The sequence below is a fragment of the Pantoea sp. QMID4 genome (genome assembly GCF_030270445.1).
GTDB lineage: Bacteria > Pseudomonadota > Gammaproteobacteria > Enterobacterales > Enterobacteriaceae > Pantoea > Pantoea vagans.
The window spans coordinates 137,937-157,705 of the sequence record NZ_BSXL01000010.1 but is presented as its reverse complement, the minus strand read 5'-3'; the positions used below and the strand labels follow the sequence as shown (position 1 = coordinate 157,705).

The window sequence follows — 19,769 nt, the reverse complement described above, 5'->3', positions numbered from 1 at the left end:
CGAACGTGGGTGAGAGATAGCCGCTTCGTCTGAAGTAATCCGGGCGAGCTCGTTACGGTAGTCAGTCTGGCAGCGCGCCGGGATCAGCTCGCTGACATACTGACCTCTCATCTCCTCTGCGCTGTAGCCGAAGAGAGCAGTGGCTGCCGGATTCCAGAAGGTGATGCCGCGCCGCAGATCAGTACAGACAATGGCGTCGGGTGAGGTGGATGAGATTGCCTGAAGACGCTGCTGACTGGTGTAGCGCAGTAATTCCAGACGATGCATCTCCATGCGATCCATCACCAGCGCAGCTATATCTGCGAGATGCTTCCGATCTTCTGCAGTCATCGGCTCACGCGGATGACTGTCGGTCAGGCAGACGGTGCCAATGTGATGACCATCCGGCGTTGAGAGCGGGATCCCGGCATAAAAGCGGATAAAGGGGTAGCCGTGAACCAGCGGACTGTCGCGGAAGCGGGGATCTTTCAGCGTATCGGGCACGCAGAGAATATCGCCCTGCGCCATCGTATGGTGACAAAAGGCAACGTTGCGCGACGTACCGGAAATGTTTAAACCGTAGCGGGAAGCGAAAAACTGTCGCTTCTCATCGATAAGCGATACAAAAGCCACCGGTACGCGGAACAGTCGCGCAGCAAGCGTGGTGAGGCGATCCAGCGCATCGTTCGGCGGTGAATCCATCAGATGATACTGCTTAAGTGCATCAAGGCGAGCCGCCTCGGCATCATGATAAACTGGACGTTTCAGCGTAAATCCCCTCTGATGTTATCTGCTGTGGCCGGCATGACGCAGCATGAAGAGGACACGTTCAATCAGACAGGACGTGCAGAACTGGCTGCCGACCCGCTGCCGGAAGAAAGGCCCATCAGTGAACTCTGCAGCAAAAACCAGCCGCAACGAGTCCGATAAATCCGGCATCACAGACAGCGGGATGCCGGTTAATACGTTATGCCGGGCAGTGCGGTCGTGACGGTTTGGCAGTTAATAGCGGACCGTGCCAGGACAATCCTGCCTGAGCAGATAAGACGCGCGAATTAATGCGCTTCGCTTAGCTCTTTATATCGGCCTGAAATAAGTTAACTTCAGAGAAAATAACGGCCGAACGCCTTACTTTTTAAGCTTTGGAACCAGTTCGTAGTGCGGATGCTCTCCCGCCAGCAGCATCAGCAGTTCATACTCCCCCTGACTGAGCAGCGCAGGATTTTTGGATGCTTCTTTGGACTGCCAGACGCGCTGGCTAAGGTCGACACGTTCGGCTGCAATCTCCTGCGAAAGACCCGCCGCAAGGCGCAGCTCACGTACGTTACCCTGGACGGCAACAGGCCGCTGTAAAATCTGATTTCCCATATGAAATGCTCCGCATACGGTGCCCCGGTGAGATGGTCAGGTAACCAAATCCGCCTGTAGCCAACACATAAATTTGAGTTAAGTTTTAAATGGGCGGCGATCCGTAATCGTCAGGAAAGCGTAAAGCTCAGGTAAAACCACAGAGATTAACTGTAATTATATTCAATTCGTAAACCGGATAATTATTGCACCGCTAAAAATAACCCTCGCCTTCTGGTTAGTGATAATAATCAGGTAATGATTAACATTCATCACCGTCTGACCAGGGTGACTTTTTTCATTCAGTAATAAAAGAGAGTGATTATTAGCCATTATTTTACTTTACAGAGCCGTTATCTGCAGATGAATAAAACACCCGGTCAGGCATAGCCTGACCGGAATACACACGGCCACTTGTGTTTAATCGATGCAAATGTCAGTTCACTATCCCGACGACCTGCGGTGGCAGGGTGAAGCGGGTAATGACGCTGCCCAGCGTTTCAGTCTGCCCATTAAGGCTGCCTGCCGTCGCCGAAACATGCTGAAGCAGCGTCGCGTTCTGCTGCGTAACGCGGTCAAATTCAGCCACCGCCACGATGACCTGGGCAATTCCTTTGCTCTGCTCATCCGAAGCCAGCGCAATCTGTCCAATCAGTTCATTGACGCCACCGACACCGCGCAGCACGGCTTCCATAGTCGTTCCGGCACTCTCTGCCGCCCGTCGGCCATCATCCACGCGTGCCACGGTATCGGCTATCAGCTCTTTGATCTCTCTGGAGGCCGCAGCACTTCGCTGGGCCAGTGAACGTACCTCACTGGCAACCACCGCGAAACCGCGGCCCTGCTCGCCCGCACGCGCGGCTTCTACTGCGGCGTTGAGCGCCAGAATATTGGTCTGAATTGCGATGCCATTGATGGTAGCAATGAACTGTCGGATTTTCTCTGATCCCTGCGCGATGCTGATGATGGCTGCCGACACCCGCTGAACCAGTTCTACGCCCTGATGGGTCATATCCGTGGTGCTGGCGGCCAGTTCACGCGCTTGAGCTGACGCCGGTCAGCGTTAAGAGCAGCCTGATTGTGTGCCAGCTGCTGCGTCGCAGCTATCCAACTTCGTGCGGATCACCGTTGCATACTCCGGGGGTGAGGTCGTAAGTGCTGCACGAAAGCTATCCCGGTCAGCACTGGCCGGCCTTAAGTCGACCAGGCGTTTTTATCTGCTCTTGTTCCGCCCTGCATAACAAGAGCGCTGTGCGTAAGAAAATTCAGCTGCTGCGTCAGAACAGCTGAGTGATTGGTCTGACGATAAATATCCTGCACGATCTGACTGCTGAAGCCACCTGCCAGCGCGACCTCGCCCAGTTAAACAATCATTATCCAAAGGACAACGCGGCGAATAGTGAAATGCCTGAGTGAGTTCATAATGTTTTCCCCGATGTTGTCATTGGTCTAGTTAAAATTAAACAAAAATAAGTTATGTCATCTGGTTTAATGCGTTAGTATGTAGCGCACTATGCTTATGCTTACTATTCTGGCAAGGTATTTCAGAAATTAAAAGTTTTTTACGACAAAATAATAGAATTGTCATTCATAAAATATTTCGCTAAAGAAAAAGGATTTGCTATTCTGCTCATGCCTGGCAGGCAAAGTAATAAAAAATAAATCGTCATGACTCTTTCTTTTTACAGAAATAGCCTGTAGTCATGACGCTATTCTCTTCAATTTTTCTGTTTAGTTTCGCGCCGTAACCAGCCGGTGCGGAGGAACCCATGCTTATGAGCCTTAGCGGCGGCGACGATTGCAGTACGCAAACCCTGCACGCGCTGCGCAGTAACGACGAGAGTCGTGACGATGTGTTGCGACAGTTCGTCCGGCTGGCCAGCCAGGCCATTGGCATTCCCGGCAGCTTTATCTCCGTTCTGGATGATGAGATGCAGCACGTCAAAGCGGCGCACAATTTCACACTGACTCAATCCACGCGACAGGACTCGCTTTGCCGGCACGCCGTGGACAGTGACAGTACGGTAGTGGTGCCCGATACCCTGCTGGATAGCCGTTTTGCTACCCATAAGCTGATTACAGGCGCGCCTTTTATCCGTTTCTATGCTGGCGCGCCACTTAAAAGCAGTACCGGCCTGATTCTGGGTACACTTTGCGTGACCGACACGGCACCTCATCGCTTCAGTGACGTTCAGGTGGCGATGCTGAAAATGCTGGCCGCGCTGGTGACGTCCTTTCTTGACGCCTGGTACTCGGCTGGCTTTGCCGACCCGGTAACCGGCCTGCCAAATCGTCAGCGTCTGATCCGCGACCTGCAGTTCCTTGCCGCCTCAGGAGACACTACGCCACGGCGGCTGGTGCTGATTGACTGTATTGATATGCCGCGAGCTTACGAGCTGGCGCGTTCAATGGGCATGGGGCCGGTTGAAAGTCTGCTGAAGGATGTGGCAACACTGCTGCCGCTGCGTCTGCGCCCTGCCCCGGCAGAAATGCTTTACACTGTAGCAACCGGACGCTTTGCCCTGCTGACACGGCAGGAGAGCAGGCTCACTGCCAGCTGGGTGGCCAATAAGCTGGCAGGGATCAGCGCCGATCTGGGTGATGGGCTATCGGTTGCGCTGATGACCCACACCGGTGAGGCAAGTTTCAATACGGGTGAGATGCCTGCTCAGGAGATCCTGCGTCGTGCAGTCAGCGCCCTGCACGAAGCCATTACCCGGGACGTTGCCTCAATGCCTTTCAGTGAAGCCACTGATACGCGACATACCCAGGATTTCACCCTGATGCATGACCTGGCCACTGCGATACGCCAGAATAAAGGGTTATGGCTCGCCTGGCAGCCGAAAATCTGCCTTCACAGCGGTAAGCCGATAGGACTGGAAGCGCTGATCCGCTGGCAGCATCCGCAGCGCGGCGAGCTTTCACCTGCGCAGTTTTTACCCGTTGCCGGGCAAACCCAACTGCTTAGCGAGCTGACCGCCTGGGTCACAGAGCACGCCATTGCCCGTCTCTCACGTCTTCGCGAAAGCTATATTCAGCTGCCCATCACCATTAATGTCAGCAGCAGCGATTTTTCCCGTGACGGTTTTGCTGATGAACTGGAAGAACAGATGCTGAGAGCGAAGCTGCCGGTTTCGCTGCTGGGCATTGAGTGTCTGGAAACGGAACGGATTCTGGAAAGCCCGACCGCGATGCAGGGGCTTGAAATGCTGAAGCTACGGGGATTTGGTATTTCACTGGATGACTTCGGTACCGGCTACAGTAATATCAGCTATCTGCGACGCATGCCGCTGGATGTCATCAAGCTGGACCGCTCACTGATCAGTGAAATTTCGTCTGACACTGCATCACGCGTCATTGCCCGCAGTATTATTGCGATGCTCAAAGACCTTGATTACATGGTGCTGGCCGAAGGCGTGGAGAATGCGGAAACCGTTATGGCACTGACCGAGTTCGGCTGCGACCAGGCTCAGGGATTTTTCTACTCCAGGCCGCTGCCGGAAGCGGCGCTGGATGAGTGGCTCGGCTGGCGATTACGCAGTAAGTGCTGATTCTGTCTTCCCTGCCCCGCAATCTTATCTGGCAGACTCAGGCGTACTGAATCCGTCCGGTCCGGCAATGATAACCGTATTGCGCCCGGCTGCTTTCGCCTCGTAAAGTGCTTCATCCGCCCGGCGCAGCAGAGCCTCACGATCGCGACTCTGGTCATCCTGTGAAGCCACGCCTGCGGAGATGGTCATCGTCCCGGCGAACGGGAAGGTGGTGGCGCAGACGGCCTCACGAATGCGTTCTGCAGTGCGGGCAGCATCGGCCAGCTTAGCGTCCGGCAGCAGCAGTATGAACTCCTCGCCACCAAACCGGCTGACGATATCGCCGGTGCGGCAGACCTGACGCAGCAACGCCGCCAGGCTCACCAGGACCGCATCGCCCGCGTCATGCCCATACCAGTCATTGATCTTCTTGAAATGGTCAATATCAATCGCGATGACACACTGTTCATGCTCACTGTCAGCCTGCGTCGCCAGCGCCGAAAATCCGCGACGGTTGCAGAGCCCGGTCAGCGGATCGGTCATCGCTTCATCGTTAAGCGCAGCCAGATGGCCTGCCACGGCATGGCGATACTCCTGCACCGCTTCTTTGAGCCGGTCAGCCTCGTAATACCAGGTTTTGACGGTGGCGAGTGACTCCGCCTGTGCTTCACTGCCGCCATCCCGTACTCTGTCCGCCAGCTTTTCCAGTGGCGAAGCGATCCGTCCAGCCATAAAAGCAATCACGCCGGCCGTCACGAGAATAATACCCAGAACGAACCAAATGGCGCTTTCTGCCGTGCGCAGCAGAATATGCCTGACCGTTTCAGAGGTGCCGGTAATAAACACATTCCAGCCGGTTTTATGCAGCGTGCCATAGCCGGTCAGAAAGTTTTGCCCCCCATTTTCCAGGGTAAAATGTCCACTTTCCGTAGTGGACAGACGCTTCTGCAGAGCCAGGCTTAACAACATCTTCGTTCCGACGAGCGCCGGATCATGACTGAAAATAATCAGCCCCTCATTGCTGACCACGCTGACCGTCGAGCCTTTGGTATAAAAATGCTGGCTCAGGATCTCACTCAGCATGCTCTGTTTTTTAAGATAAATGGTGCCGCCGACATAGCCCAGATAGCCCCCTTCTTCGTTGAACAGCGGCTGAGATAAAAACACCACATAGTTTCCGGCGGCAGAGGTAAAAGGCGCTGAGATAAAGGGCTTACGGGTGGCTATAGCCTGCAGACTGGCTGCTGAGTGAAGTTTCACGCCTATCAGATTCAGGCTATCCGGTGAGGTTGCCGCAATAATGGCATCGTGGTTAACCACTACCACCGAGTTAAAAAAGCCTGACTGCATGCGCAGACGATCGGTTTCTGCTTTTAGCTGTTTCAGATCGCTCAGGCCCTTGATCTGCGATGCACTCCAGGCCAGTTCCCGTTGTGCTGTCGTCAGGTAACGATCGGTGGTATCGGCCAGCTTGCGGGCATAAGCAATGTTTCCTTCAAGCAGGCTGTCTTCAATATTGGCCTTCTGAAACAGCAGTAGCGCACTCAGCAGCAGACCGGAGGTCAGAATAACGCCCCCAATGGAAAGCAAAGTCAGCAGCGAACGAAGGCGCATTTTTTCATGGAACATTGCAGTCGGTATCCGGATAAAGTATCACCTGAGTGTAACAGTTGATGCTTAACGTCAAGGGAAGAACAGAAGATGATTTACAGTGGATCACGCTGCATTGCCGGGCGCAGGACAAATCCGTACAGGCTTGCATAAGGCCTTGTTGAGCATTTCTCAGGCACTGAGAAATGGCAGATGAAAATAATTAAGCAGTAATAATGAAACGAATTAAGCCGCGACCGGATCAGGTGAGACGCCTTTATTATCGCTGAGCACCAGCATAAGGTGCTGCAGGCACGAAAAATAACGGGGCAGAATCTGCCCCATTTATCATGGTGAATGAAATGGCCGTAAAATAGTTAAATTAAATCTGCGTTATGAATATGCAGTCTGGCACAGGCTTTATCATTGCGTTCAGATTAACGCCAGAACGACTTAATATAAGAACGGCTGCTGAGTCTTTTAATAAATTGATGCGGACAGGTAAAGTGACACCCTTCCCACTCCAGATTAAACCACTGAAATTCATCATTTTTAATTTTATCCAGCAGGCTCATCGCCTGCATGGGCGTCTGGAAAGCATAAGCCTTCATCACGCCCTCTTTGGTACATAAATCAATATGGACCATGTGACCCCCGGGTGTTAAAAAGATCGTACATTTTATAATTATTGAACAGCCTGTTTAGCATAATCCATTTACCGGCTGCCGATTATCTGATTCCGTAATATTTACGTAAAAAACGAAGATTTTATTTTTCATTTAGTTTTCGGGCAACCCAGACCTATTACATCAAATAATTTGACCATGTTTGCGTAACGTGCCAAAAACCGGGGATATGCTGTTTGTTTTTTTAAATCAGCACAGCCAGCCGCGATAATAAGCGCACAGGAGGATGACGTTTATCTGACTGCATTTCCGGAATGAGAACGTGTGTGCGGCAGGCCCGAACCCTTTATGAAATGCTAAAATATTCGTGCTGACCGATGCGATGGTGATGGTCATAAAGCGAAATCATCGTTTACACTCTCAGCAGCCTTATCGGCACGATTCTGTCGTGTCCGCAGAGAGGCAGGAGATTACTGACGGCGGGCAATAAGGAATCTTATGCTGAATTATATGGTATCGCTCTACCGTACTGTGCCTGTCTCATCTGAATGTCTCATCGACTGGCTTAGCAGCTGGCTGGCGCAGCAGCAGGCCCGGTGCCACGATCATCACTTCTCCGCCGCCTTTCCCTGGCGTGAAACCGACTTGCCTCAGCACACATTTTTGCAGCGTGAACTGACGATTAACGGCCAGCGTTTTCTCACCGGCCCGCGCTATCTGGGGGGCGATCCCGCTCAGCCTTTTATTGAGATCGTGGCCCGTGATGGCGCGCTGGATTACGCAGCCGCAGCCGCCATCATGCGTGAGTGGCAAACGATTAGGCCGCTGAAGATGCGTATTCTGCTGCCGGCCACGAATCCTGATATTGGTATAACCGATCAGCTGATTTACCTCAGCGTTCCCGGCTCACACTCCGCGTCAGACGATGATGAGATTTCGCTGATTACGGCCTGCCGGAAAGATTATCCCCTCTGTAGCGCCGCCATTAACCGCGCTTATCGTGCCAGCTGGCACACGCTGCCGCATCTGCGGGATCAGCTGATGGCCACCAGCAGGCAGGAATTACGGGACGATATTGCCGGTGGGCATGTGTTTCTGATCCTCTGGCAGAGTAGGGTGGCAGGGCTGATGATTTGTGTGCCGCGACGACTGGCCTTCATTGAGGGATTTCAGATTATGGATGAGGTGATTTTGCCGGCGTATCAGGGCCGTGGACTGGCTGCACGCGCTCAGCAGCGTTTGCTGCAGCAACTTCACCATTACTGCGGTCATGATGCGATGCTGACCGGCACCATTCTGCCCGGCAATACACCTTCTCTGCGAAGCGCGCAAAATGCCGGACGGCGCTGTGTGCTGAAATATCACTTTTTTACCCCCGCTGATTTACGGGCGGAGCGCCGGGCCATTTAAATCATCTCAGCGCCAGCTCAATCAATTCATCCTGAATGCTGTAGACGCGCTACTTCAGGTTCAGACCCTCTTCTTCGCCGACCCACTTCGCTTTAGCCTCGCCTGCTGGAGCATGTTGCCAGAAATGAGCTAAACCCGGCTTTTATGGCAACACATCGTTTTCCGCTTGAAGAGGCTCCACGAGGTGATGAGATATTTAAACATAAAGAAGATGGCTGCGTTCATGCTGTGTTCGTGCCCTGAAAATACTTAAAACAATTCGGGCGGCGCTGCTGCCCGGCGGGACCTTGCCTGGATTCTGGCAAAAATCCCATTTATTCCCGGACACTGAAAGACAGATGAAAAACGCCTGTCACGGCCAGGCTGAACCTTAATTTACGCGTCATATTCCATGCTGATATGAATTTTTTATGAACGTAAAGTGAAAAAAACATATTACAATCAGATCACTGAAAACGCTAAGCGAACCCCTGTCTGTTCACATTTTGGAAAAAAATAATAACACTTTGTTATTTTTTCAGGTGTAAATTAGTGCCAGCTTTCATTTGTGGATCAGGCCAATGACGCAATATGTGGCAGTTTTTCTCTCTTCACTGTTCATGTGCAGCAACGTTTTCGCAGGTTCGGTTTCTTCTGTATCACTCAACGTTCTTTCCGCCGCATTGAATGAACGCATGCAGGTTATGAAGGCTGTGGCGGGTTATAAAGCGCAGCATCATTTACCCGTTGAGGATCTGCCTCGTGAGCAGGTTGTTCTGGAAAATATGCTGCATAACGCACAGCAGGCAAGACTTGAACCTCAATCGATTGAGCCTTTAGTCCATGCTCTGATGAACGCCAGCAAAGCGATTCAGTATCGCTATCGGGCTGACTGGCTTTCAGCACCGAAGAGTGACGTATCCGTCACCGATCTGGCCGGGACCCGGCAGCAGATTGAATGGCTGGATACCCAGCTCCTGGCTGCGATCAGCCAGCGCCTCATGACCGGCAGCTTCTCGCAGGAGGACAAAGCGTTTCTGATGTCACAGCTCACGGCACCCTATCTCAGCGAAAGTGATAAAAACAACCTTTTCGCTTCTCTCGCCCGCATTCAGCGCTCGCATTAATCCTTAAGCCGTGGAGTGAGCTATGCAGCTTCATGAACTGATCAATCCCGACTACGCTGACAATCCCTTTCCCCTTTATCGAAAACTGTATCGGCAGGGACCCCTTATCCCTGCCGGGGATAAGATCATCATCAGCGGGAGTCACGTAGTGGTGGAAGCACTGCTGAACGATCGGCGGATCGGTAAGAATTACATGGAAAGTGTCAGGCTAAGATTTGGTGATGCCGCCGCCGGGCTGCCAGTCGAGTGGTGAAGCCACCGGGGCCAGAAGCGCCCGGCGATTAGCCGCGCAGGCGCAGCGTGGCGGGCAACACCAGCTGACTGTCTGCTGGATCATTTCCGGCTATCATCGTGCTCAGCATAGAAAAACAGGCCTGCGCGAGCGCCGGAACATTCTGCTCAACGGTGTCGACAGGAATCGACAGTGAATCATAGAGATAGTGGTCATCAAAACTGGCGATGCGGATATCACTGGTCAGCAGATTGTGCTCACTCAGGTAGCGCAGTACCCCTTCCAGCAGGCCGCAGGCGGCAGTGAACATTGCTTTAGGAGGACGCCCCAGCCGCTGACATAGCGCGGCAAACATCTCGTAACCGCTGCCGGGGTGGTAGTTCCCCTGGATTACCCACTCCGGCTGCAGCGTCACACCGCCCCGCGCCAGCCCCTCTCTGAATCCCGCCAGACGATCCTGAGTCGGAGAGAGATCGGACTGTCCGCCCATAAAGTAGATCTCCTCCGGACAGGCGTGCGCCAGCTTTTCAACCAGCTCAGCGGTGGGTGTCACGGAGTCGGTGATGACCCAGGGCAGCGTCGTGTTGTTCATGTGGCGGTCAAACAGCAGCACTGGCAGCTGTTCGCTGAGGCTGACATAGTCGCTGTCGGTCAGCATACTGGAGGCAACAATCAGGCCGTCGACCTGACGCGCCACCAGATTGTTGACCACGACCCGTTCCTGATCGGCATTTTCGTCGGTACAAGCGATCAGCAGCTGCAGACCCGCCGCACGGCAGAGATTTTCCAGCGCATGAGAGAAAGCTGCGAAACCGTGGTTCGTGATCTCCGGCACCACCAGCCCCAGCGTATGGCTGCGGGCGTCGTGCAACATCCGCGCATGAATACTGGGCTGATAATGGTGTTCGCGGGCCAGCGTCAGAACCCGCTCACGTGTCTCCTTGGCGACCCGTAACTCTTCGCCACGGCCATTGAGCACCAGGCTGGCAGTGGCTTTTGAAACCCCGGCCAGCCCGGCGATATCACTGATAGTAACGCGCTTCGTTTTTCTCACGGCAAGACATCGGTTAGTGAAACAAGGGCTTATTCTACCATGCAGCGACGTAACGACCAGTAGCGGGCCTGCAGTTCTGCGCGCCCGCGCAGAGTCAGCAGCGCCGGCTGGTCCGGAAAATAGCGGCTGCTCATCACCCCTTCCCCTTCGTTGATGAAGATCTCAACGCTGGAGTGGTCACACAGGATCTGCAATCGACGTGCTGCACCGGTCCAGTAACGGGTTGTCCATTCGCCCGACACCAGGCTGCGACGAGCAAGCCGCAGTTCGTTGTGCTGCCATGTCAGGATCAGGGTATCGGCGAAATTGAGTTCGATGTCGCCCTGGCTCTCAAGCTCAAGCTCAAGCCGCTGGGCGGCAATCGGCAGCGCATCATCGGCGCGGCCCTGATAGTGCTGCTCGTTCTCCCTTAACGCCTGCAGTTCCGCGACGGGCTGCTGACAGAGCCGGCCGTTACGTGAGCTCAGCTCGCGCAGACAGGTCATCTGGTGGATCCAGCCCTGCGCCACGGTTGGCTGGGCCATCTCTTCACCGTCCGGCGTTCCCATCCAGCCCACCAGCAGACGTCGGCCATCATCGGTCAGCATGGTTTGCGGAGCATAAAATTCAAAGCCGGCATCCATTTCGTTCAGCGGGCCGTGCTGGTATTCAGGCTGCTGATAATCCAGATCGCCACTCAGCCAGGCGCACGCGTGACTGTTCAGATAACGCTTCTCTTCGGGCACAACACCCTGCGGACAGCAGATCAGAAACGTGCTGTCGCCGAGCGTGAACATGTCCGGGCACTCCCACATATAACCCGCGGTATCCAGGCCGCCCAGTCCGTTGCCCGCGATCTCGCCGAGATTCTGCCACTCCCGCAGATTGTCAGAACACAGTAGCAGCACCCTGCCCTGCCGATGCGTATTCTGTGCCGCCAGCACCATGTACCAGCGATCGGCGTGACGCCACACTTTGGGATCCCGAACGTGGCCGGTATAACCCTCCGGCACGGCGATGACCGGGCCGAGCTTGTCAAAACCGCCCGCACTGTTCTGCTGCGCCAGGCACTGCCACGCCGTGCGCGAGCCATCATCGAATTTCACGTTGCCGGTGTAGACCAGTGTGAGTACGCCGTTATCGTCGACCGCGCTGCCGGAGTAGCAGCCACTGCGCTCATACTCCTCATCCGGCATCAGCGCGATGGGCTGATGCTCCCAGTGCAGCAGATCGGCTGAGCGCCAGTGCCCCCAGCATTTATGCTGATGCGCACAGCCCAGCGCGTTCCACTGGTAGAAGAGATGATAGTGACCGTCGAAATGGATGAAGCCGTTGGGATCGTTAAGCAGTCCGGTAACCGGTGCCAGATGCCAGCCGGGATAGTGGCTGTCGCTGAGCGCCTTTGGCATACCCTGCATCACCGCCTGCAGAATGGCGGCAAGACGTGTTGATGAGTCCATTATTCAGAGTCCGTTTTGTATTTGAGCAGATAAGAGATCACAAACGCGGTGGTGAACGCGATGGCGACGCCGATGACATAATTGAGCAGAGAACCCGCCTTAACAATCGCCATGCCCGGCAGACCGGTCAGTCCGACCGCCGTCATATAGACATGGACCGACACCACCCAGGCACCGCCCAGCGCGCCGCCCACCAGACCTGCGATAAAGGGTTTCATAAACCGCAGGTTGATACCAAAGATAGCCGCCTCGGTGATCCCCAGCAGTGCTGAAAACGCCGAGGGCAGCGAAATTGCTTTGATCTTCGCATCGCGGGTTTTAAACCACACCGCCAGGCAGGCCCCGCCCTGAGCAACGTTCGCCATTGCCCAGATAGGCAACAGGAAGTTAACCCCGATAGAAGGGTTACCCAGCAGTCCCGCCTCAATCGCATGAAAGCTGTGATGCACGCCAGTGATGACAATCACAGAATAGAGTCCGCCAAATACCAGTCCCGCCAGCCAGCCAGCGTGTGCAATCAGGGTGCTGAGCACATAAGAGATGCCATCGCCCAGCATACGGCCCGCCGGACCGATAATCAGCAGCGCGATAAAGCCTGAAATAATCACCGTCAGGAATGGGGTCAGAATCAGATCGAGCGCATCCGGGATCACCCGACGCAACTGCTTTTCCAGCATGCTCATAAACCACACCGCCAGCAGCACCGGGAATACCGTACCCTGATAGCCAATCATCGCCACTTCAATGCCGAAGAAGTTCATGGTATGGAAACCGGCGGCGACGCCCCAGGCATTAGTCAGCGCCGGATGCGTCAGAATGCCGCCCAGCGTCGCGCCCAGAAACGGGTTACCGCCAAACTCGCGGGCCGCCGTAAAACCAATCAGGATTGGCAGGATAATAAAGGCCGCCGAGCTGCACATATCCAGCATGATGTAGAGGGCATTTTCCGGATTGACCCAACCGTAGGTTTTAACCATCCCCAGCAGGCCCATCAGCAGACCCGACGCCACAATCGCCGGAATGATCGGTACAAAGATGTTTGACAGCAGGCGAGCGATGCGCTGGAAAGGATTGAGCTTGCGGGCGGCAATATCAGCAGCCTCAGACTTGCTCGATTCGCTGATGCCCGCCTCGGCGATAAAGGCGGCGTAGACCTTATTCACCACGCCGGTGCCGAAGATAACCTGAAGCTGTCCGGCGTTGCGGAAGCAGCCTTTGACGCCTTCAATCTGGCCAATCGCGTTGGTGTCTGCTTTCTCATCATCTGCCAGCACCAGCCGCAGTCGGGTGGCGCAGTGAGCCGCGCTGGCAATGTTCTCTTTACCACCCAGCAGGGGCAGCAGGGCCCGCGATATTTTTACATAGTCCATACATACCTCACTCTTATAATGTTTTTATCCGCGTGACCTTCAGGCCCCGGCAGCCGGGGGCCGCCCGATCAGAACCAGGTTTCCATCTGTACACCGAAGTTCCATTCGCCGCCGGCATCGAAGCCTTTGCTGCCGAACGCGTCGTCACTGGCATAGTTATCCAGCCGATGATCCCAGTTCATCCAGGTGGCAAACAGACGAATCTCCGGACGTTTAAGGAAGTCGCCGACATCACCGGCTTTGAGGGTTGGCGCAACGGTAAGTTTGGTGAAGCTGCCGCTGACCGCGTTACGGTTGTTGTAGCCTTCCGGACGCAGATCCATGTACTGATAAGAGCCTTCATACTGCATCTCGAAGTTCTGCGTGATTTCCTGAATCAGGCGGAGGTTGACAGTCGCCCAGTCATAACTGTCACCTTTGACATAGCGATCATCACTACGCTGTGCCAGTAAGGCGGGCGCAATGTGCCAGCCACCGCCAAGAGGCGTCGTACCGTAACTCGCCAGCCGCCAGGTATCCGCTTCCGGTAGCAGTGCGCCGTCAGAACCAATCGACTTCACCTCAGCGCCAAGGCCATGACCATAGAGCAGGGCTGTTTTCGACGTGCCTTCTGTCAGCCCATAAAAACTGTCGTTGTGCAGGCCCAGCAGCGCATGGACGCCGGTTTCTGCCGCATCGCTTTTGACACGGAGGCCATCGATATCCCGGCGATCGTCGTTATCTTTCGCCCGCATACCGCTGACCATCATCTGCACCGGGCCGACAAAGTTATTCAGCGACAGGATGTAATTCTGTGCGGTGTTTTCATTGTTTTCGATGTCACCAAAGGTACGGCCATAAAGCGAGATGTTGCTGCGCGCCTGATCGCTCCATGTCATGTCGTAAATACCGGCGCCGGTTCCGGCAAGGAAGACCACATCAGAGTCGATCCAGTGAATATCGAAGTTATCACGATCAAAACGCTTTCCGGCCCAGACCGTTGCGTTATCGAACACACCGCTGAAGGTGGGAAGCTGTCCCAGCTCGACAAACGCCTGACGCAGGTTGAGATCGCTGCTGGCGGCCGTCCAGTCGTTATAAGTGCGCTGTCCATCGGCCAGCATCGCTTTGAAGCGGGTGGTGGCACCATTGTCCAGCGTCTGCTTATGTTCAAGGTTGAGCTCAACGTAGGTATCTGGCTCATTACCGAGACGGCCTACGTGACCGCCGGTTTCTCCAGCCGGAGTTACGGTCGGGCCTCCCTGAGTTCTGGCGGCGGAGCTGTTCATTAATAATCCGGATCGGGCATAGCCGTGGAACTCAAAGCCCCCTTCGTCGGCAGATTTTTGTTCCAGTTTCGCGGTACGCTGCGCGACCTCAGCGTTAGAGGTCTGGGTCTGCTGCTGCACCGCTGCCAGCTGCTGAGCCTGCCTTTCAGCCATCTGAGCCTGTTTTTCGGCGACCACTGCGCGGCTTTCCGCGGCATTCGCCCGCTGCTCGGCAGCCTGCAGGCGCTTCTCCATTGCCGCAAGGCGGGCTTCGATACTGCTCATGCTGGGATCGGCCCAGACGGATGTGGAAAGGAATATTGCAGAGAGGGCGACGGCTAACGTGCTTTTTTTCATTTTTTTATATCCCTGAGGAGAGGCTATCATCACCGGTATTTTTTGCTAAACCGATTTAGGCATAAATCATAGCCACGGGTAATTTCCCTCTGCAATGAAAATAGCTAAACCGGTTTAGTGATTGTGAGATAGCTCCCAAAACAGGGGCATTGCAAGGATGATTAGCTGGCCAGATCGTCCAGCTGGTGGCGCCTGGGAAGTGCTGTCATGGCTCCTTTCCCCGTGGTAGCGAGTGCGCCGCAGCGCTGCGCAGTTACCAGACAGCTGGCAAGCTGCGATTCGTTAACAGGCAGACCCGACTTCGCCAGCTCCCAGAGTAATCCGGCCACAAAGGCATCACCTGCACCGGTAGTATCGACGCTGTCAACGGGCGTAGTGGCATAGTGGGTTATCTGGCCCTGATAACAGGCCATCACCCCTTCCCTGCCCCGCGTCACCAGTAACAAACTAATACTGAATTTTGCGGCCAGCTGCCGCATGCTGATAGCCGCTTCCTGACCCGGACTAAGAAAATTGAGTTCTTCGTCGGAAAGTTTCACCACGTCCGTATGACAGAGGGCTTCGTTCACCACCGCATGCAGCAGTGCTGTGTCGGGCCAGAGATCTTCCCGCAGATTTAAATCGAAGCTGATATGGCCGCCTGCTGCGCGGATTTGTCTCATAGCGGTCAGCGTCGCGGTACGTGAGGGTTCCGCCGCTAAGGCAATTGAACAGCAGTGCAGCCACTCCCCACGATGAAACGCGGGCAGATCTGACAGTTCAAGAAACAGGTCGGCACTGGGCCGCACCATAAAGGTAAAGGAGCGCTCGCCCTGCTCATCCAGCCCGACCACCACGGTTGATGTACGATGCTGTGAATCGGCAATCATGCAGGCCGTATCAACGTTTTCCTCACGGAGCGTCTGCCGCATAAACTCACCAAAAGGATCTGCGCCCACCCGTCCGATAAAACCGCTGTTTCCCTGCAGTCGGGCAATTCCAACGGCGACATTAGCAGGTGCTCCGCCAGGGCACTGCATGAGGCGGCCCGGCATTTCGGGCAGCAAATCGACCACGGCATCCCCGAGGCACCAAACGCGAACAGACATAAAAACTCCTCTGATTAATAATCACAGCTAAACCGTTTTAGCTATAGCGCTTAATAGCGTGAGGTTCAAGCGTTAATATGCTGAAGTGATATGTGATTAACAGAAGACTTTAACGATCAGAGAACAGAACAGAGATATGACCGGTAAATGTGAGTTGAGCGCAGAATAAAAAAACCGGCGCAGCGGCCGGTTCCATTGTCAGTAATGTGTGATGAAGATTATTTAAGCGTAGAAAGTATCTGTCTGATCGACACGTCAATCTGTTCAGTAATCTCTTTCGGCAGACGACTGAATTCATACTGCACGGTGCGCTTCTCATCATTGGTTTTACGACGCGCATAGGTATTGGCCGTAGTAAACGCTGCCAGCTTTTCCGTCACTGTTTTATTAACCGGTGCAGGTTTTTTTAACTGACGACGGGCGCTTTTGAAGCCATTCAGGATTGCGCTCTTCTTCTCATCTGCATCAGCGTTTTGCAGTGCATCATCTGCCTTCAGCTTTTGCTGGATTTCGCTAACCACTCCGGCGACTTCAATCGCTTCCGCTTTCGCCTCCTCCCAGACATCAAGCAGCAACTGATAATCCTGAAGGGTCAGATCAGAAACGACCGGGAAAAGTTCAATAAACTCAGCAGGTACAGATGCCGCCTGGAATGCACGGGAGACTTTGGCATTAGAAATACCTTCGGTTTTAGCAATCTCTGATTTGCTCATGCCACTTTCGTTCATCAGCATAAAGCGCAGCCCTAATTCGCGCAGGTTATGCTCTTTAGCCGTCTGAATATCAGCAGCCAGCTGACGTGCATCGCTCAGGCTCAGTTCATCCGCGGTGACCAGCACTTCCAGACTGGCCCCTGAAAGAATGCAGGCAGCACGACGGCGCGAGCCATCCATGATCTCAATCCGGTCACCGTTTACGCGACCAATGGCCGGGAAAAACTGCTGCAGTGTAATCGTACGGGTGATTTCCTGCAGCGATTCCGGCGTCAGCGTGCTCTGATCACGTCCGTTGACTTTCGGGTCAACGCTGGTTCGGGTTTCAATATCGTCATGCAGGATCAGCTGGCGTACAAAGGTCGCCTTTGCACCTGACTTCAGCGTAAAGGTGCGCGACTGGCTGCTGCTGTCGATCATGTTCGCAATAGCAGAATCGCCGAACTTGCGGCCAATGCGCTGTATAGGTTTGCTCACAGGGTACTCCTGATATATTCGATGCGATCAAACACAGCTCTTGAAAACTGCTCGGCTTCATATTTGGCTTTTCGCAGGGCGTCCGCACTGCCCGGATAGGAAGCGGGGTTGGCACTGATCACCGTATCAAAGGATTCGCCACAACGTTCAAATCCATCAAGACGAGGCAAGCCGCAGTCCAGCATCGATTTGGTAAACACCTCACGGGCATAACTTTGCGACGTCAGGTGATCATGCTTGGATGTCATTTTAGACATAAAGCCAATATTAGCTTTGAGCCGTGGTTCGATACCTTCAGCCTCAATACGCTCCAGCATTTCTGGCAGGCGCGTCAGATACTTCATGGTGGAGTGGAAATCGACCTGTGCCGGTGGCGTCGGTGTCAGCAGCACATCGCTGGCCGCGATCGCATTCAGCATAAAGGAATCAAGATGAGGGCCGGTATCAAGGAAGATAAAATCGTAGTCACCTGCCAGACGGTCAATCACATTACGACGAAGGACTTCTGAGGGGGCAACGCCGGGCAGATGTTCAGCAACCAGTTCTTCCCAGTCGCTGGCAACGAAGCCATCGTCGATTGAAGCCGGGATAACGTCAACGCCGGGCATGACTGTAGGCTTAATAAACTGCTCGCGAAGCTGGTCTGCATCCAGATCGTTGAGCATGGCCTGCGCTGCTGTTTCCAGAACTGAACCGACACTGTTTGTATGGCTCAGAAACATCGTGCTTGACGCCTGTGGATCAAGGTCGATAACCAGTATACGCAGGTCATTGTGCAGCATAGAAGGATGAGCGCGCATACCGTGAGCCAGCGTCACGGTGCTGACGGTTTTAGAGACGCCGCCTTTAAGGCTGACAACAAATACGACAAAGGGGCCATCATGCCGATCGCGGTATTTTGGTACTTTGCGATGCTGATAAATGTCGACGACGTTCTGAATAGTCAGGGCATATTGCGATGTACTGCCGGTTTGCTTTTTACCAAACTGATATCCTGCTGCTTCCATATCACTAATTGCAGCGACGACAGCGTGCTTACTCAGCAGTGGCATATTAGCAACAGCATTGCGGGAGAAGGTCTGGTAAAACCCTGTCTGGTTAAATTCCTGACGCTGCTGCTCAATGTGGTCACTGAGTCCATGTAACATGGAGTTGGCACGCGTTGCCATCTCCAGCACTCCACCATAATCGCGCTTCATAAGCCCCTCTGCATTAATGTTTTTTGCATACTACACAAAAAGCGTATATCTGCCAATTTTTAAGGAAAATGCCAAAAACCTGGATTTTTGTCTCAGGCGGTGGAAGGGTGGTCGGAGATTTTTGGTCAGCTGTAAAAGAGGATTTCTTTAAGCTCTGTGGCTTTCGTGCATGCAGTTTGAGTATGTAGAACAGCCATCAGAGAGGAGTGTGATAATGGATGGCGAATGTTAGTGCCCGATATTCGTTTCAGTTCTGTCATGACGGTAATGCCCGGTCAATAATCGTGGCCCTTATTTCAACCGTTCTTCATGGTGTTTTCAGCATGAAAAAACGAGATATATTAATTTAAATCAATAAGTTAATCGATTTTTCGGTTGGTGAAAGTATGCAGTGGCAATGGACTTTCATTAAGTACTCTTATAGCTATAAATCGTGGGTTAAACGTTGATAAAATGCTTAAGTGGTCACCCTGGCAGTACTCCCTTTTTAATTGTTGACTCTCTTATTAATAATCAAACCTTGCTTCCTCAAAAGAACAGATATCAGCCCTGATACATTACCAAACGAACCTTTTCAGAATTTTAAGATCATTATAATCTAAATCGAAGAATTTCTTTTCTGGCCCCAGGTGAATCTGCTGGCAACGTAAGCTTTGCTATGAGCCTGGCGGAGACATGACTTTTCGGGAAAGTCTGTCCAGGTAAAGAATAGGATGCGATGCTTTACTCGCTTTTCTCAAAAGGTCAGCAAAAAAGAGGGGATATATTGAGCTGAGCTGGAAAACCGACATATCAACTATCCGGCTGTGAGCTTCTTCATGAAAAAGGGTTGTATTCGTATTGCGAATTACTGCTTTAATACAGGCAGGACTGAAGTTGCCTGTTTTCAATGAGATTGTGCTAATCCTAAGCTTGCCAGAAATTAATATCCTCTTATACCGTTCAATTACAATTTTTTTATAGTCTGTGTGAATGCTCTGTCGCAGAATCCTTCAGCATTGGTCA

At 53.4% G+C, this 19,769-nt stretch carries 15 protein-coding genes and 1 pseudogene; 4 read left to right on the top strand and 12 right to left on the bottom strand.

The window, feature by feature from the left end; genetic code table 11:
- The 3 genes and pseudogenes from QSK07_RS20760 to QSK07_RS20750 all read right to left on the bottom strand — a co-directional run.
- Positions 1 to 681: GAF domain-containing protein (locus tag QSK07_RS20760; protein WP_285797971.1), on the bottom strand; the 681-nt coding region annotated here is incomplete at its 3' end.
- Positions 682 to 1,107: 426 nt separating this feature from the next.
- Entirely contained in the window at positions 1,108 to 1,347 is a 240-nt protein-coding gene (locus QSK07_RS20755) for a transcriptional regulator (RefSeq protein WP_285722596.1), read from the bottom strand.
- A gap of 415 nt (positions 1,348 to 1,762) precedes the next feature.
- A pseudogene (locus tag QSK07_RS20750) lies at positions 1,763 to 2,565 on the bottom strand (methyl-accepting chemotaxis protein).
- 530 nt (positions 2,566 to 3,095) lie between these two features.
- On the opposite strand from QSK07_RS20750, the gene QSK07_RS20745 reads away from it, so the two are divergent.
- On the top strand, positions 3,096 to 4,877 hold the full coding sequence (locus QSK07_RS20745) for a sensor domain-containing diguanylate cyclase (protein ID WP_285722600.1): 1,782 nt from the start codon (positions 3,096 to 3,098) through the stop codon (positions 4,875 to 4,877).
- A 24-nt stretch (positions 4,878 to 4,901) separates the two neighbouring features.
- Here the strand turns inward: QSK07_RS20745 and QSK07_RS20740 are convergent, their stop codons facing one another.
- On the bottom strand, positions 4,902 to 6,485 hold the full coding sequence (locus tag QSK07_RS20740; RefSeq protein WP_285722602.1) for a sensor domain-containing diguanylate cyclase: 1,584 nt from the start codon (positions 6,483 to 6,485) through the stop codon (positions 4,902 to 4,904).
- Positions 6,486 to 6,883: 398 nt separating this feature from the next.
- A complete protein-coding gene (locus QSK07_RS20735) occupies positions 6,884 to 7,093 on the bottom strand; it encodes a hypothetical protein (protein ID WP_285722604.1) in 210 nt (69 codons plus the stop codon).
- 477 nt (positions 7,094 to 7,570) lie between these two features.
- On the opposite strand from QSK07_RS20735, the gene QSK07_RS20730 reads away from it, so the two are divergent.
- The 3 genes from QSK07_RS20730 to QSK07_RS20720 all read left to right on the top strand — a co-directional run bounded on the left by QSK07_RS20730 (position 7,571) and on the right by QSK07_RS20720 (position 9,841).
- On the top strand, positions 7,571 to 8,482 hold the full coding sequence (locus QSK07_RS20730; RefSeq protein WP_285722606.1) for a GNAT family N-acetyltransferase: 912 nt from the start codon (positions 7,571 to 7,573) through the stop codon (positions 8,480 to 8,482).
- 560 nt (positions 8,483 to 9,042) lie between these two features.
- Positions 9,043 to 9,588: a chorismate mutase gene (locus QSK07_RS20725; protein WP_285722608.1), complete on the top strand. Its 546-nt coding sequence runs from the start codon at positions 9,043 to 9,045 to the stop codon at positions 9,586 to 9,588.
- A gap of 22 nt (positions 9,589 to 9,610) precedes the next feature.
- Positions 9,611 to 9,841 (top strand): hypothetical protein, encoded by a 231-nt coding sequence (locus tag QSK07_RS20720; protein ID WP_285722610.1) that lies wholly within the window; start codon positions 9,611 to 9,613, stop codon positions 9,839 to 9,841.
- Between the two features lie 28 nt (positions 9,842 to 9,869).
- On the opposite strand, the gene QSK07_RS20715 is transcribed toward QSK07_RS20720, so the two are convergent.
- The 7 genes from QSK07_RS20715 to QSK07_RS20685 form a co-directional block, all read right to left on the bottom strand.
- On the bottom strand, positions 9,870 to 10,874 hold the full coding sequence (locus tag QSK07_RS20715) for a substrate-binding domain-containing protein (RefSeq protein WP_098049775.1): 1,005 nt from the start codon (positions 10,872 to 10,874) through the stop codon (positions 9,870 to 9,872).
- A 29-nt stretch (positions 10,875 to 10,903) separates the two neighbouring features.
- Positions 10,904 to 12,313 carry a sucrose-6-phosphate hydrolase gene (locus QSK07_RS20710; RefSeq protein WP_285722613.1) on the bottom strand — a complete coding sequence of 470 codons (1,410 nt, stop codon included), beginning with the start codon at positions 12,311 to 12,313 and terminating at the stop codon, positions 10,904 to 10,906.
- On the bottom strand, positions 12,313 to 13,683 hold the full coding sequence (locus QSK07_RS20705) for a sucrose-specific PTS transporter subunit IIBC (RefSeq protein WP_285722615.1): 1,371 nt from the start codon (positions 13,681 to 13,683) through the stop codon (positions 12,313 to 12,315). Before QSK07_RS20705 ends, QSK07_RS20710 begins: the two co-directional genes overlap by 1 nt.
- Positions 13,684 to 13,751: 68 nt before the next feature.
- Positions 13,752 to 15,287, bottom strand: coding sequence for a carbohydrate porin (locus QSK07_RS20700; RefSeq protein ID WP_285722617.1), 1,536 nt, complete (start codon positions 15,285 to 15,287; stop codon positions 13,752 to 13,754).
- Positions 15,288 to 15,448: 161 nt separating this feature from the next.
- Positions 15,449 to 16,375: a fructokinase gene (gene cscK, locus QSK07_RS20695; RefSeq protein ID WP_285722619.1), complete on the bottom strand. Its 927-nt coding sequence runs from the start codon at positions 16,373 to 16,375 to the stop codon at positions 15,449 to 15,451.
- Positions 16,376 to 16,593: 218 nt separating this feature from the next.
- Complete coding sequence (locus tag QSK07_RS20690; RefSeq protein WP_285722621.1) at positions 16,594 to 17,565, bottom strand: ParB family protein; 972 nt, start codon at positions 17,563 to 17,565, stop codon at positions 16,594 to 16,596.
- Positions 17,562 to 18,764, bottom strand: coding sequence for an AAA family ATPase (locus tag QSK07_RS20685; RefSeq protein ID WP_013356650.1), 1,203 nt, complete (start codon positions 18,762 to 18,764; stop codon positions 17,562 to 17,564). The genes QSK07_RS20690 and QSK07_RS20685 overlap by 4 nt, the downstream gene beginning before the upstream one ends.
- Between the last annotated feature and the right edge of the window lie 1,005 nt (positions 18,765 to 19,769).